Source organism: Pantoea sp. paga (assembly GCF_007558755.1).
In the GTDB taxonomy this organism is placed as follows: domain Bacteria; phylum Pseudomonadota; class Gammaproteobacteria; order Enterobacterales; family Enterobacteriaceae; genus Pantoea; species Pantoea agglomerans.
Genome location: NZ_VLTF01000002.1, coordinates 501,559 through 517,220, shown reverse-complemented (window position 1 = coordinate 517,220; position 15,662 = coordinate 501,559). Strand labels below are relative to the sequence as shown.

Sequence of the window (15,662 nt, the reverse complement as noted above, 5' to 3'; positions counted from 1 at the left end):
CCTGCCCTGAGCGCAACAGAGATTGCGCCGTCTGTCCTGGCAGACTCACTGGAGAAAACATCGCAATGTCAGTTAACGGTCGTATCCACTCATTTGAATCCTGCGGCACCGTCGATGGTCCCGGTATCCGTTTTATCACCTTCTTCCAGGGCTGCCTGATGCGCTGCCTCTACTGTCACAACCGCGACACCTGGGATACTCACGGTGGCAAAGAGATCAGCGTCGAAGCGCTGATGGCGGATGTGCTCTCCTATCGCCATTTTATGAACGCCTCTGGCGGCGGCGTCACGGCGTCAGGCGGTGAAGCCATTCTTCAGGCTGAATTTGTGCGCGACTGGTTCCGGGCCTGCAAGGCCGAAGGTATTCATACCTGTCTCGACACCAACGGCTTCGTACGCCGCTATGATCCGGTGATCGATGAACTGCTCGACGTTACCGACTTAGTGATGCTCGACCTGAAACAGATGAATGATGACGTGCATCAGATTCTGGTGGGTGTCTCCAATCACCGTACGCTGGACTTTGCCCGTTACCTGCAGAAAAAAGGCAAACGGACATGGATCCGTTTTGTCGTGGTGCCTGGCTATTCCGACGATGATGACACCGCGCATCGGCTGGGTGAATTCACGCGTGACATGGAGAACGTTGAGAAGATTGAATTACTGCCCTATCACGAGCTGGGTAAGCATAAATGGATTGCGATGGGTGAAGAGTACAAGCTGGACGGGGTGAAGCCACCGAGCAAAGAGACGATGGAGCGCGTGAAAAACATTCTCGCCAGCTATGGCCACGAAGTGATGTACTGAAGAATCTGCCACAAAAAAGGGTGCTTAATGCTGGTCAGTTAAGATTAGATTTGTAAAGGCTGTCACGGTCAAACGTGGCAGCTTTTTTTCCGGGCGAGCGAGCCGCAGCACCTCTGCTGCTGCCGGGCCGTCCTCGCGCCGCTCACGCGGTACCTTCGGCTGTGACGGCGTGGAATTCTGGCCCGCCGTCACGCCTCAGCGCTGCGGATAGCCCTTTCAGCAGCAGAGGCGCTCAGGCCTCCACTCTCGTGCCCTTTTTAACAAATACACACTGAAATTTCAGAGCAGGCAGGTGCCGGGCAGGGGCAGGCAATCCGCAGCGCTGAACATTAGCCAGGAGAGCCCGCAGGACGCGGGCGAAAGACGGGACGTCACAGGATGTGCCATCCCCGGCGGTCCGTCAGGCAGAGGAATGACGTGAAGGAACCGCGCAGCGGCGCGAGGACCGCCAGCCCCTGCCCGGCACCAGACTGCGTTATCCCCTGTCGCTTAACTGACTGGCATTAAGCTTAACGCTCCCTTTTTGCTGTTCAGCGATCAGGCATGTGCCACTGGCGTAGCCTGATGATTCGCTTTGCGCAGCAGCATCACCAGATAAACTAGCGCCACAGCAGCGATCATCACGAACAGTAGCTGGTCAGAATAATTCTGCATCAGAACAGAGGTCATTGCCGGTCCAGCCAGACTGCCCACGGTATAACTCATCAGCAGCGCCTGATTCATCGCAACCAGTTCATGATGCGCAACCGTCTCGCAAGCCCATGACATCGCCACCGGATAGAGTGTGAAGCCCGCCAGTCCCAGAACAAACAGCGCTGGCGCCATCGCGGCATTGGTTAACATGGCCATCGCCCCCAGGATAACCACAAAGACCTGGACTCGCAGCACCAGCATGCGACCAAAACGATCGGCCAGACGGCCAATTGGCCACTGGCCCACAATGCCTGCGCTGACCAGCAACGCCATCCAGTAACCCACATTAGCATCACTCATACCCTGATGTGACAGGTAAAGCGGCATCAGGCCATAAAGCGAGCCCAGAAGGATGCCAGAGATAATGCAGCCATTGATGCCCAGCCGTGAGCTACGGCGACGCAGCATCGGCCAGATGCGGGCCGGAGCGGCTTCTGTCGCTTCACCGCTGGCGGAGACGCGAGTAAAGACCAGCGGCAGCACGGCGCAGAAGACCAGCGACGTCACCCACGGGATCACGCTGAGTAATTCCGTAGACAGTTTGCTGACCAGCAACTGGCCTGTCACGGTGCCGATATAATAGACAACCATATAGGCCGCCAGCAGCTGTCCCCGATTACGTACCGTTCCGCTGCACAGAAGTGCGCTCTCAACTACCACCCACATCAGCGCACAGCCGACACCGGCGATGAAACGCATTGAACTCCATGCCCAGAAACCCGACATCATCGCCAGGCACAGGGTCGCGACGGCAAACATCAAGGTAGCCAGGTAGTAGCTGCGGTTGAAGCCGTACTGCCTGATTAACCAGCCAGCCAGCAGCGTTCCTGCGAGGTTACCGGTGTAATAGGAGGAGCTTACGATGCCCACCTGCCAGGTTGTCAGTAAGTCATGCGTCAGCCACAGTGGAACGAGCGTATTCAGCACGGCAATTGCGACCGTCATTAACATCAGGCCGCAAAGCAGCAATATCACAGGGCGTGACCAGGTTGACATAGGGGATAGAAACCAGAGCAAATGAAGGAAATTGCGCGCAGTTTGCCACTGGCTTTTTTAAAGTCAATGGGCGAATTTTAACGGCAGCACATTTTGCTGTGCGACAATTTAATTTACTAATCTTCAGTAGGTTACAATTGTAAGAAGCGGCAGGTCGCTAAATGCTATCTCTATGAAAAATTAGATTTTTAGCCATTCCGGCCTGACTGATATCGATAACGTTTATTTGTGATTAAATTAAGGCATGACAAAACAGTTTTTCCGGAGCTATAACATAAAAAAACCCGGCCATGGCCGGGTTCAGAGAGTCACTGTTGCTTAGCCGATAATTTCGACGCCATTCATATAGGGGCGTAAAACCTCAGGCACAGTGATGCGGCCATCTTCCTGCTGATAATTTTCCAGCACCGCCACCAGGGTACGGCCTACGGCCAGCCCTGAGCCATTCAGGGTATGAACCAGACGCGGTTTCTTATCCTGTTTGTTGCGGCAACGCGCCTGCATACGACGCGCCTGGAAATCACCCATGTTGGAACAGGATGAAATTTCACGATAGGTATTCTGCGCCGGTAGCCAGACTTCCAGATCGTAAGTTTTAGTCGATCCAAAGCCCATATCGCCGGTGCAGAGTAAAACCTTACGATATGGCAGGTTCAGCAGCTGCAGCACTTTCTCAGCGTGACCGGTCAGCTCCTCCAGTGCTTCCATTGACTGCTCCGGCGTGACGATCTGCACCATCTCAACTTTGTCGAACTGGTGCATACGGATCAGGCCACGCGTGTCACGACCGTAAGAACCCGCTTCAGAACGGAAGCACGGCGTATGCGCGGTCAGTTTAACCGGCAGGCTATCCTCTTCGAGGATCTCATCGCGCACCAGGTTAGTCAGCGGCACTTCCGCAGTAGGAATCAACGCATAGTTGCTGCTGTCTGACTCCTCTTCCAGCGGACGGGTGTGGAACAGGTCTTCGCCAAACTTAGGCAGCTGTCCGGTACCGTAAAGCGTTTCGTGGTTAACCAGATAAGGCACGTAGGTTTCAAGGTAGCCATGCTGCTCGGTGTGCAGGTCAATCATAAACTGACTCAGTGCACGGTGCAGGCGGGCAATCTGCCCCTGCATGACCACAAAGCGTGAACCGGTCAGTTTCACGGCAGACGCAAAATCAAGGCCTTTAGCCGCTTCACCCAGCTCAACGTGATCTTTAACCTGGAAACTGAACTCGCGCGGGATACCCCAGCGGCTCACTTCCTGGTTTTCGCTGTCATCTTTGCCCAGCGGCACTTCATCGGCCGGAATGTTCGGCAGTGCCAGTGAGAAGTCACGGATTTGATTCTGCAGTTCATCCAGTTCTGCTTTTGCGGCATCCAGGCGTTCGCCCAGCGCGTTCACTTCCTGACGCAGCGGCTCGATGTCTTCCCCACGTGCTTTGGCCTGACCGATGGATTTGGATCGGGAGTTACGCTCTGCCTGCAGATTTTCTGTTTCCACCTGCAGCACTTTGCGACGCTCTTCAAGCGAACGCAGCGTTTCCACATCCAGTTTGTATCCCCGGCGTGCCAGTTTTTCTGCGACTGCGTCTGGCTCGTTACGCAGCAGATTGGGATCGAGCATGCTTATCCTGTGTATAAAAAGTTGGTTGAAAGAAGGGACGCATTCCAGCGGAATGCGTTGAAAACATTGCCCACATTACCGTAACGTCTGTTTCAGCGGTAGCGTTTTGTCGGGCTATTTTGATCCTGCTCGGCCAGCCAGCTTAGCTTTTCACCAATCTTACCCTCAAGCCCGCGCTGGGTTGGGGTGTAATAGCGCGCGCTGGCCAGTTCCTGCGGGAAATAGACTTCGCCAGCAGCATAGGCGTTGGTTTCATCATGGGCATAACGGTACTCTTTACCCAGGCCCATCTCTTTCATCAGCTTAGTCGGGGCATTGCGCAGATGTTCCGGCACATCGTAATCGGGATGGTCGCGCGCATCACGCATAGCGGCTTTAAACGCGTTGTAGACCGCATTACTTTTAGGCGCGCAAGCCAGATAAACAATGGCCTGGGCAATCGCGCGCTCCCCTTCTGCCGGCCCGACGCGCGTGAAGCAATCCCAGGCCGCAATCGCCACCTGCATACCGCGTGGATCGGCATTGCCGACATCTTCGGAGGCGATTGCCAGCAACCGACGAGCCACATAGAGCGGATCGCCGCCCGCAGTGATAATGCGCGCATACCAGTAGAGCGCCGCATCCGGTGCGGAGCCGCGTACCGATTTGTGCAGTGCGGAAATCAGATCGTAAAAACGATCGCCTTTATTATCAAACCGCGCGGATCGCTCACCAGAGACTTCGTTAAGCAGCTGCGGCGTCAGTTCTCGCTGACCTGATGCGGTGATTTCGGCCATATCAGCCATCATCTCCAGCGTGTTCAGCGCCCGACGTGCATCACCATTAACCAGTTCAGCGATCATCCTGCGTGTGTTGTCCGGCAGCACGATGTCACTGTCGCCATAACCTCGCGCTTTATCCTGCATTGCCTGATCCAGCACCTGCTCAATATCTTCCAGAGTCAGTGATTTCAGCAGGTAAACGCGGGCGCGTGACAACAACGCAGAGTTAAGTTCAAAAGAGGGGTTTTCGGTGGTCGCACCAATAAAGGTAATGGTGCCATCTTCGATATGGGGCAGAAAGGCATCCTGCTGGCTCTTGTTGAACCGATGGACCTCGTCCACAAACAGGATCGTGCGCCGCCCGGCATGTTTATTCTGACGGGCCCGCTCAATCGCCTCACGGATCTCTTTTACGCCAGAGGTGACGGCCGAAATACGCTCCACATCGGCGTTACCGTAATGGGCAATGATCTCAGCCAGCGTGGTCTTGCCGGTCCCGGGAGGTCCCCACAGGATCATTGAATGCAGGTGCCCTGCTTCAATCGCGCGCGGCAGAGGTTTGCCTGCGCCCAGCAGATGTTGCTGACCAATGTACTGTTTCAATGTTTCTGGCCGCATACGCGCGGCCAGAGGTTTGAAATTTTCGGTGGAAAAATCCAGGGACAGGTTACTCACCGTGACCTCATTGACGTTGGTCGTCCACCGTCACGCCTTTTGGCGGTGTGAACGTGAATTTATCCGGGCTGATAGCGCCATTCTGCTGGCTTTTCAGCTGGTAATCGCTGCGCTGGCCATCCTGTTCGATAGCACTGAAGCGGTTAATGGTCCCGCTGGACGTCACCTGGATGGTGAACTGTTTCAGGTTGCCGTCGCTGTTCTTAGGTGTCAGTTCAAAATTGTCACCCTGCTGTTTGATATTGTACTGCTTCCAGTCATTTGACTGGTTGCGGGCAATCAGCATAAAGGGCGTGTTGCTGGTCGCATTCTGCAACAGGCTGACTGTCGCCTGCTCAACAAACGGGTTGTAGAACCACAGCGATTTACCGTCGGAGATGATGATGCTTTCGTCCGGCGCGGTCATGTGCCAGTTAAACAGGCTGGGACGTTTTACCCACAATTCGCCTTCGCCGTCCTGCACATTCGCGCCGCTGCTGTCGGTCACTTTTTGGGTGAAGCTGGCGTGGAAGCTGCTGACCTTGTTCAGGCGCTGTTGCAGATCACTGGAAGCATCAGCCAGAACGCTGGCTGAAGAAAAGGTGGCCAACAGGCCCAGAGCGATTACGCGTAATTTCATCTGCTTCAATTCCTTATTTAAACGTTCCCATCAATAACTGCATTAAGCCTGGCCGCCGTTCCGCCCTCAGAACAGAGGAAAAAACCGAAAGCTGATTCAGATATGGGGTTTAACCGCATAAAAACAATGAGCCAGTCGGAACTGGCTCATTGCGTTGTGTTTCAAAACATTTAGCCACTACATATCGTGTGGCGGTGGCGACAGCACTTCACGGTTACCATTGTGTCCTGGTGCAGAAACGATGCCCTGCGCTTCCATCTGTTCAATGATACGTGCCGCGCGGTTATAACCGATGCGGAACTGACGCTGAACGCCTGAAATCGACGCTCGGCGCTTATCGACCACAAAACCGACCGCCTGATCGAACAGCGGATCGAGCTCTTCATCACTGTCGATACCACCGGCACTTTCGCTCTCTTCGCCCGCCGTAATGCTGTCGATATATTGCGGACGACCACGCGCTTTCCAGTCCTGAACCACTGCATGCACTTCCTGGTCACGAACAAACGCACCGTGAACACGAATCGGCAGCGAGGAGTTCGGCGGCATGTAGAGCATGTCACCCATACCCAGCAATGACTCCGCGCCGCCCTGATCGAGAATGGTACGTGAGTCAATTTTGCTGGAAACGGTAAAGGCGATACGCGTCGGAATGTTCGCTTTGATCAGACCGGTAATGACATCCACAGATGGACGCTGTGTCGCCAGTACCAGATGGATGCCGGCAGCACGGGCTTTCTGTGCCAGGCGCGCAATCAGCTCTTCCACCTTTTTACCGACTGCCATGATCAGGTCAGCAAACTCATCGACCATCACAACAATATAAGGCAGCTTCTCCAGAACCGGCGGCGTCATATCCATGCTGTCGCCCGGTTTCCAGAACGGATCGGGAATCGGACGACCCATCGCTTCGGCCTGTTCCACTTTTTCGTTGTAGCCCGCCAGATTACGCACGCCCAGCGCCGACATCAGCTTGTAGCGACGCTCCATTTCACCGACGCTCCAGCGCAGCGCATTGGCAGCATCCTTCATGTCTGTGACAACTTCGGTCAGCAGATGCGGAATACCTTCATAGACCGACAGCTCAAGCATTTTCGGGTCGATCATGATGAAGCGAACTTCTTCCGGCGTCGCCTTATACAGCATGCTGATAATCATGGCGTTTACGCCCACAGATTTACCGGAGCCGGTGGTACCGGCGACCAGTAAGTGTGGCATTTTCGCCAGATCGGCCACCACCGGCTGACCGGCAATGTCTTTACCCAGCACGACGGCCAGCGGTGAAGGGTTGTCGCGGAATTTAGGGCAATCCAGCACTTCACGCAGATAGACGGTCTGACGATGCTTGTTTGGCAGTTCCAGACCTACATAAGGTTTGCCTGGGATCACTTCCACCACACGAACCGCTACCGTCGACAGCGAACGCGCCAGATCGCGGGACAGATTGGAGATACGCGCCGCTTTCACGCCCGGTGCCAGGTCGAGTTCGAAACGGGTAATAACCGGGCCAGGCGAGATACCGACCACCTCCGCTTTGACGCGATAATCGCCTAAGCGCGACTCCACCAGACGGGCCGTCTGCTCCAGCGAGAACATATCAACCGGCTCTTCCTCTTCAGGCGGTGCGGTCAGCAGATCCAGCGAAGGCAGTGGCGTGGAAGGTTTCTCCAGCGGCTGCTCATGGCGCATCAGGAACGGATGAATCAGGCTGTCATGCAGTGAAGGTTTCGCCTCTTCCACCGGCTGAACCGGCGCTGCCGGTGGCGTGCCATAGGCAGGCGCAGCGTAAGCCGGAGCCTGAGGAGCCGCAGAGGCACCATAAGCGGGTGCAGAGGTTGCCGCAGGTGCAGCATAGTCAGGTTCAGACGGTGCTGCCGGCGCGCTATAGGCAGGCTCTGCCGGAGCAAAGCTGGCTGGTGCAGGAACATGAGCCGGAGCCTGAGGTCTTGAAACCTCACTCACCTGCTGCCAGGGTTCGTGTGAAACCGCTGGAGCTTCAGGTTCTGGCGTCGCCGCAATGGTAAACAGCGGTTCAGAAGGACCGTCATCCACCAGATCTTTCATCGGTGAAAAATCAAACGCTGAGGCGGTATCAATATTGAATACCGGCTCTTTTTTCACTTCTGGCTCATAGCGCTGCTGTTGCTGCTCGGCGAACTGACGCGCCAGCGCATCCTGCTGCTGTGCATCCTGTTCATCTTCCTCGTCCTGCTGCCAGCTGGTGCCGTAACGCTGCTGCTGTTCAGACTGGAAAGCCTGTCGCAGTTCAGCCTGCTGCAGCGCCTCTTCAGCATCCGGAGCAGAGGAAACGGAGCCAGCACTAACCGGTTCGGTCTCTTCCGTTTTCGCTTTCTCTTCTGCCATGCGCTGAGAAGGCAGCTTAATGCCATAAGAGGCCAGCTCACGACGGGTTGGCAGTTTTACCGGGTTAGGACGCGGCAGTGCCGGGCCGATACCTTGTTTAACCTGCGGATTGAGATTGGTTTCAGGGGCTAAATCAAAAACAGGCGCAGTACGCGTTGTTGCCTGGGCTGCCGTTGCAGCGGCTGCCGCTACTGCCGATGCCGCAGGGATGGCTGACGTATCCCGCCAGTTACCCATTTTAGGTTCATCGTCGTCGTAAGCACTGAACGACGGCGTAACCGGAGCGTCGTCTGGCATTTCAAAATGATAAAGCGGTGGTGAGTCTGCGGGTGCAGAAGCACTCTGCGCCGGCGTCGGGGAATTCGCCACACTCTGCGGAGCTGGCGCGCTCTGTGCGTACGCAGGCGCAGGTTGTGCAGACGGCGATGCAGGGATGGATGTCGCTGACGCGGCAGGCGCCGAAGCTGTAACCGCAGCAGCAGGTGCGGCGACAGCAGCAGGTGCAGGCGTCACCGTGGCTGCCGGGGCAAGGGTCACCTCGGCGGCTTCAGCGGTAGCCGCGACTGCCGCACTGGTGGCTGCTGCAGCTTTAGCCAGCAGCGGATCCTGCTGTGACGCCGCAGGCTCAGCAGCTGCACGTGGGGCAGAAAGCAGCACATCATCATCCTGATCGGCGGCATGAAGCTCAGGCACATCCGCGTATTCACGCGCGTCATCCTCTTCCTGCCAGGGTTCATCGTGACGTGAGCGGTTGCTGGCAAACGTCAGTACGCCCATGACCACGCCACCAATTCTTTCTGCAATGGTGAGCCATGACCAGCCGGTGTAAAGGGTAATACCCGCCGCCCAGACGCAGAGCAGCATCAGCGTGCCGCCAGCCGGACTGAACCAGGGTGCAATAGCATTACTGACCAGGCTGCCGATCACGCCGCCCGAGGCAAAGTACCAGATATCATCGGCGTTCAGCGCCGCCATACCACAGGTCGTCACCACCAGCGCGAGGACGCCAATTAAGCGCAGCCCGACGGCAAAGTAGTCAAAGTAGTCCTGGCTGTCGCGCTGACGGAAAGCAATCCAGCACAGACCCAGGATGACGGGCGGAATGGCATACGCCATCACACCAAAGATGAAGAGTAAGGTGTCAGCCAGCCAGGCACCGACGCTGCCGCCGATATTATGGATAGGTTCATGCCAGGCCGTTTGCGACCAGCTCGGGTCGGAAGGGTTAAAACTGACCAGAGAAACCATCAGGTAGATGGCAAACAGCGCCACCAGAATGAGCATCGCTTCCAGCAGACGACGTCCACTGCTCATCGATTGTAACGAAACGTCTTTATCTTCTGTATATTCCTGGCTCAAGAGGACTCTCCAGGTGCCTGTAAAGTAAGAAGCAACAGCGCCGGGCGAGCCCGACGCTGATCCTGTATGAATGCACAGGAGTGTACCGAAATCTCACAGGTTTTGCACCTGCCCCGCATCAGCGAGTTTTGATCACCAGTCGATTGCTCTGTTTAACCTCTTCCATCACCACATACGTACGCGTGTCGTTTACGCCCGGCAGGCGCAACAGGGTTTCACCCAGCAGCTTACGGTAGGCTGACATATCAGGTACGCGCGTTTTCAGCAGGTAGTCGAAATCGCCGGAAACGAGGTGACACTCTTGAGTTTCCTCAAGTTTTTGCACAGCGGCGTTAAATTGCTCAAACACATCCGGTGCACCACGATTCAGAGTAATCTCAACGAACACCAGCAGCGACGCATCCAGATAGTGCGGGTTCAGCTGCGCGGTGTAGCCAAGAATAAATCCCTGACGTTCGAGACGACGCACGCGTTCAAGACATGGCGTAGGCGATAAGCCTACGCGTTTGGAAAGCTCTACGTTTGAAATGCGACCATCTTTCTGAAGTTCATTCAGAATGTTCCTGTCAATTCTGTCGAGGTCTTTCCCGGGGCGTTTCTTATTGTCTACCATTATTATTGTCTCTCTTAATTCCTTCCCTTTACCTGCCACGCCCTGAAAACGCTCATTGTTCGGGGCATTTCTGAAGTGAGCTAACAGAGCCTGTGTTCTGACACCTATCGATATGACGCATGTTGTCTGTCCACATCATGCGTCATTATCCATATCAGGCTGCTTTTATTCGGCGTTACGTGCAAAACGGGCGATGAAAACCTGTTTTGTTCCGATAAATGTTATTCGCTTCTGATAATGTTTTCGCAAAAGCGCAGGCGATTGTCAAAGTAAAATCACCAAATTCAGGACAAGATGCCAGACAGTCCGCTGGGTATCTGTTTTTAAATGACTATTTTTCCACTATTGCACCCCTCTGACCCGAGTTTTGCCCCCTTTTGGCGCATTGGCCAGGCAAAACCGTCGCTCATCGTCTACGCCGTTTGCAGCTATCGTTAACAAAATTGCCGAAGCCTTGTCATTGTCGCCGGATATTCCCTACAATCGCAGGCTATGTCAGCCGAATGAAACTGAGGAACGCATGAGTACGGCCAAACACAGTAAGTTACTCATTCTGGGCTCTGGCCCAGCGGGTTATACCGCAGCCGTTTATGCTGCACGCGCCAACCTGAACCCGGTACTGATCACGGGTCTGGAAAAAGGCGGACAGCTGACCACCACCACCGAGGTGGAGAACTGGCCGGGCGACCCGCACGATCTGACAGGTCCATCGCTGATGGAGCGGATGCATGAGCATGCCGAAAAATTTAATACTGAGATCATTTTCGATCACATTCACACCGTCGATTTGCAGAACCGTCCGTTCCGCCTCACGGGTGACAGCGGCGAATACACGGCAGATGCCCTGATCATCGCCACCGGTGCGTCAGCGCGCTACCTCGGTCTGCCCTCCGAAGAGGCCTTCAAAGGCAAAGGCGTCTCTGCCTGTGCAACCTGTGACGGCTTCTTCTATCGCAACCAGAAAGTCGCGGTGATTGGCGGTGGTAACACGGCTGTGGAAGAGGCGCTCTACCTGGCGAATATTGCGGCTGAAGTGCACCTTATTCACCGCCGTGACAGCTTCCGCGCAGAGAAGATCCTGATCGACCGTCTGATGGAAAAAGTGCGCAATGGCAATATCGTGCTGCACACCCATCGCACGCTGGAAGAAGTGGTGGGCGATCAGATGGGCGTCACCGGTCTGACGCTGCGTTCTACCCAGAACAGTGATGAGACAGAAGCGCTGGAGGTGGCGGGTCTTTTTGTTGCTATCGGACACAGCCCGAATACGGCCATTTTTGAAGGTCAGCTGGCGCTGGAGAACGGTTACATCAAAGTTCAGTCAGGTCTGCACGGCAACGCCACTCAGACCAGCATCCCTGGCGTCTTTGCGGCAGGCGATGTGATGGACCATATCTATCGTCAGGCGATCACCTCTGCGGGCACCGGCTGTATGGCCGCGTTAGACGCTGAGCGCTTTCTTGACGGACTGGTTAAAAACGATCAGTAAGTTGTTAACCCTCTGATCTCAAATGTTCCTGGCGACGGTTTTTCCGTCGCCTTTTTTATTGCTCTCATGCTAGATTCTTGCGCCTGAAGAGATGGAAATGTCTTTCCATTTTCACCCGTCATCGACATTCATCATGGTCTCGCATGGACAAATCGCGGCAGCAGCATCTTACCCGCTGGCTTCGTCAGCAACGTCATTTCGCCGGTCGCTGGTTGCGACTCAACACCCTGCTGGGCATGGCAAGTGCACTTCTGATTATTGCTCAGGCGGGTTTACTGGCCTCGCTGCTGCAGGCTCTGATTATTGACCAGCAGCCGCGTGAAGCGCTGACAGTCAGCATCCTGCTGTTACTGCTCTGCTTTGTGCTTCGCGCCCTGATTAACTATGCCCGTGAACTGACCGGTTATCGTGCCGGGCAGGCTATCCGTCAGGCTTTACGTCAGCAGGTATTAGATCGGTTATCTGATCTGGGGCCGGCGTGGATTCAGGGAAAGCCAGCCGGCAGCTGGGCGACGCTGCTGCTGGAGCAGATCGAAGAGATGCAGGAATATTACGCGCGCTATCTGCCGCAGATGACCCTGGCGGTGCTGATCCCCTGCTGCATTCTGCTGACTATTTTTCCGCTCAACTGGACGGCGGGTCTGATCCTGTTTGCCACCGCGCCACTGATTCCGCTGTTTATGGCGCTGGTCGGGATGGGTGCGGCCGAGGCTAACCGCCGGAACTTCCTGGTGCTGGCCCGCCTGAGCGGTAACTTTCTCGACCGCCTGCGCGGCAGAGAGACGCTGCGGCTGTTTCATCGTGGCGCAGCTGAGCAGCAGGCGGTTGCCGCCGCCACCACCGATTTTCGCCAGCGCACCATGGAAGTGCTGCGCTTAGCCTTTCTCTCCTCTGCCGTACTGGAGTTTTTTGCCTCGCTGGCGATTGCCGTGGTGGCCGTCTACTTTGGTTTCTCCTATCTGGGCGAATTGCATTTCGGTGATTACGGCCAGGGCGTAACACTGTTTGCCGGCTTTCTGGTGCTGATCCTCGCCCCGGAGTTTTTCCAGCCGCTGCGCGATCTCGGCGCTTTCTATCACGCCAAAGCCCAGGCTGTAGGCGGTGCCGATGCCCTTGAAGCCTTTATGCAGGCGACGCCCGCCGCCGCGCCGCAGGAAGGCCAGTTGCCCTTCACTGCCGATCGCTCAATCGCACTTACCGCCGAAGATCTGCGTGTCTGTGCGCCTGATGGTCAGGTGTTGTGCGGCCCGCTCTCTTTTACTGTCGCCCCAGGCGAACAGATTGCGCTGGTCGGTCAAAGCGGGGCCGGTAAAACGGCCCTGATGAACGCCCTGCTCGGTTTTCTGCCTTATCAGGGTTCGCTGAAAGCGAATGGCGTTGAACTCCGCGATATACGACGGAGTGACTGGCATCAGCAGCTCAGTTGGGTAGGACAGAATCCTCAGTTACCGGCCGCCACCATACGCGACAACATCGTGATGAATGCGGCCTGGGATGACGAGCGTTTTGCGGCGCTACTGGAGTCGTGCGGCATTAATGAGTTCCTGCCTCGTCTGCCCCAGGGCATTGACACCCTGCCAGGCGATGGCGGTAATCAGCTGTCGGTGGGTCAGGCGCAGCGGGTCGCGGTCGCGCGCGCACTCTATAAATCCTCGCATTTTTTGCTGCTCGATGAACCCGCAGCCAGCCTGGATGCGCTCAGTGAACGTCATGTGATGCTGGCACTTAACCAGGCGGCAGCCCGCCAGACCACGCTGATGATAACCCATCAGATTGATACGCTAAGTCACTGGCAGACCCTCTGGGTAATGGAAGCCGGTAAGCTGGTGCAACAGGGTAACTGGCAGCAGCTTTCGCAACAGCCGGGTGCTTTCAGTGAGATGCTGAAGCATCGTCAACAGGAGATTCGCTGATGTCCGCATTGCGTCCTTTTCTTCGTCTCTGGCTGCGCCACCCTTATCGCCTGGCGCTGGGCATCGTGCTGGCGATTGTTACCCTGCTGGCCAGTATCGGTCTGCTGACGCTTTCAGGCTGGTTTCTGGCCGCCTCGTCAGTGGCAGGCGTAGCCGGTCTCTATACCTTCAACTATATGCTGCCTGCGGCAGGCGTGCGTGGCGCCGCCATCATTCGCACTGCCACACGCTATGCTGAACGTCTGGTCAGCCACGATGCAACATTCAGGGTTCTTCAGCATCTGCGTGTCCACACATTCAGTCGCCTGATGGCCCTTTCGCCGGGCCAGCTTTCGCGGTTCCGGCAGGCGGACCTGCTCAACCGCTTCGTGGCCGATGTCGATACGCTGGATCACCTCTATCTGCGTGTCATCTCTCCGCTGCTCGGTGCACTGGTGGTGATTGTCGTGGTTACCCTTGGAATGAGCTTCATCGATGTTCAGCTGGCACTGACGCTGGGCGGCATTATGCTGAGTACACTGGTGGTGATGCCAGCACTGTTTTACCGTCTGGGATCGCCTGCAGGCGGCGCGATTGCCCGTGGGCGCGCCCGCTGGCGCTTACAGCTGATGCAGTGGCTGGCGGCTCAGGCTGAACTCACCCTGTACGGTGCCTCGCGGGGCTGGCGTCAGCGACTTGATGAAGATGAACAGCGCTGGCAGCAGGCTCAGAGCCAGCAACAGCGCTTGCATGCTGCGGCACAGAGCCTGCTGCTGCTGATCAGCGGCGTAACCGTCACACTGTTGCTCTGGCTCAGTGCGGCGACTATCAGCCAGCAGCAGTTGCCCGGCTCGCTGATTGCACTGGTAGTGTTTTGCGCGCTGGCTGCTTTCGAGGCGCTGGCACCGGTTGCGGGGGCCTTTCTGCCCATGTCGCAGGTGATAAATGCCGCTCAGCGGGTCAATGACATTATCGATCAGTCACCCGCTATCACCTTTCCGGCAGATTCAGACGCCCGGCCAGGACGACTCGCGGTTGATATCGATCAGCTCGACTTCAGCTATCCCTACCGCCCGGATAAGGTGTTAAACCGCTTTACCCTTAAGGTGGCAGCCGGTGAACACATTGCACTGCTGGGGCCGACCGGCTGCGGCAAATCCACTCTGCTGGCGCTGTTAACCCGTGGCTGGGATAGCCAGCACGGTGTCATCAGCCTGAATGACCTGCCGATCACCGCATGGTCAGAGCCAGCGCTGCGTCAGCGCATCAGTATAGTGACTCAGCGGGTTCATCTCTTCAGTCAGAGCCTGCGTGATAACTTACTGCTGGCCTGTCCCGATGCTACTGATGAGCAGTTACGCCGCGTGCTGAATGACGTCGGCCTGCAGCGCCTGCTTGAGAGCCCGGAAGAATTAAACGCCTGGATGGGAGAAGGCGGTCGCCCGCTGTCAGGCGGCGAACTGCGTCGGCTGGCGCTGGCGCGTGCGTTACTGCATGACGGCGATCTCTGGCTGCTGGATGAACCCACCGAAGGACTGGATGCCACTACCGAGCAGCATATCCTCACCCTGCTGCAGCGGCTGACTGCTGGCAAGACCGTGATAATGGTCACGCACCGACTTAGCGGCCTGGAGCAGATGGATCGCATCTGCGTGATGGATAATGGCGTAATTGTGGAACAGGGAAGTCATGCCGAATTAATCTCAAAAGCAGGTCGGTACTGGCGTTTCCGGCAGCGGATTGCGCTATAGTCTTAGCGAAATGCTGATGGGTAACATAACGCG

10 protein-coding genes are annotated in these 15,662 nt (G+C 56.2%); 4 read left to right on the top strand and 6 right to left on the bottom strand.

Features of this window, described 5'->3' with window-relative positions:
- The first annotated feature begins 65 nt into the window (after positions 1-65).
- Complete coding sequence (gene pflA, locus FOV68_RS08095) at positions 66-806, top strand: pyruvate formate lyase 1-activating protein (protein WP_010254935.1); 741 nt, start codon at positions 66-68, stop codon at positions 804-806.
- A 537-nt stretch (positions 807-1,343) separates the two neighbouring features.
- On the opposite strand, the gene FOV68_RS08085 is transcribed toward pflA, so the two are convergent.
- The 6 genes from FOV68_RS08085 to lrp all read right to left on the bottom strand — a co-directional run bounded on the left by FOV68_RS08085 (position 1,344) and on the right by lrp (position 10,497).
- Positions 1,344-2,495, bottom strand: coding sequence for an MFS transporter (locus FOV68_RS08085; RefSeq protein ID WP_031594116.1), 1,152 nt, complete (start codon positions 2,493-2,495; stop codon positions 1,344-1,346).
- A 318-nt stretch (positions 2,496-2,813) separates the two neighbouring features.
- Positions 2,814-4,106 (bottom strand): serine--tRNA ligase, encoded by a 1,293-nt coding sequence (gene serS / locus FOV68_RS08080; RefSeq protein ID WP_143990591.1) that lies wholly within the window; start codon positions 4,104-4,106, stop codon positions 2,814-2,816.
- 92 nt (positions 4,107-4,198) lie between these two features.
- Positions 4,199-5,542, bottom strand: coding sequence for a replication-associated recombination protein A (locus tag FOV68_RS08075; RefSeq protein ID WP_033757131.1), 1,344 nt, complete (start codon positions 5,540-5,542; stop codon positions 4,199-4,201).
- A gap of 7 nt (positions 5,543-5,549) precedes the next feature.
- Positions 5,550-6,161 carry an outer membrane lipoprotein chaperone LolA gene (lolA, locus tag FOV68_RS08070; RefSeq protein ID WP_003849334.1) on the bottom strand — a complete coding sequence of 204 codons (612 nt, stop codon included), beginning with the start codon at positions 6,159-6,161 and terminating at the stop codon, positions 5,550-5,552.
- A gap of 177 nt (positions 6,162-6,338) precedes the next feature.
- The gene (locus tag FOV68_RS08065; protein WP_143990590.1) at positions 6,339-9,884 is read right to left on the bottom strand and encodes a DNA translocase FtsK 4TM domain-containing protein; all 3,546 of its coding nucleotides are present in this window, start codon (positions 9,882-9,884) and stop codon (positions 6,339-6,341) included.
- A 118-nt stretch (positions 9,885-10,002) separates the two neighbouring features.
- Positions 10,003-10,497: a leucine-responsive transcriptional regulator Lrp gene (gene lrp / locus FOV68_RS08060; protein WP_006118610.1), complete on the bottom strand. Its 495-nt coding sequence runs from the start codon at positions 10,495-10,497 to the stop codon at positions 10,003-10,005.
- A gap of 520 nt (positions 10,498-11,017) precedes the next feature.
- On the opposite strand from lrp, the gene trxB reads away from it, so the two are divergent.
- From trxB to cydC, 3 genes are all read left to right on the top strand, one after another.
- The gene (gene trxB, locus FOV68_RS08055) at positions 11,018-11,986 is read left to right on the top strand and encodes a thioredoxin-disulfide reductase (protein ID WP_003849329.1); all 969 of its coding nucleotides are present in this window, start codon (positions 11,018-11,020) and stop codon (positions 11,984-11,986) included.
- Positions 11,987-12,129: 143 nt separating this feature from the next.
- Positions 12,130-13,899, top strand: a complete 1,770-nt coding sequence (gene cydD / locus FOV68_RS08050) for a cysteine/glutathione ABC transporter permease/ATP-binding protein CydD (protein ID WP_143990589.1) — start codon at positions 12,130-12,132, stop codon at positions 13,897-13,899.
- Complete coding sequence (gene cydC, locus FOV68_RS08045) at positions 13,899-15,629, top strand: cysteine/glutathione ABC transporter ATP-binding protein/permease CydC (RefSeq protein WP_143990588.1); 1,731 nt, start codon at positions 13,899-13,901, stop codon at positions 15,627-15,629. Before cydD ends, cydC begins: the two co-directional genes overlap by 1 nt.
- Positions 15,630-15,662 lie beyond the last annotated feature (33 nt).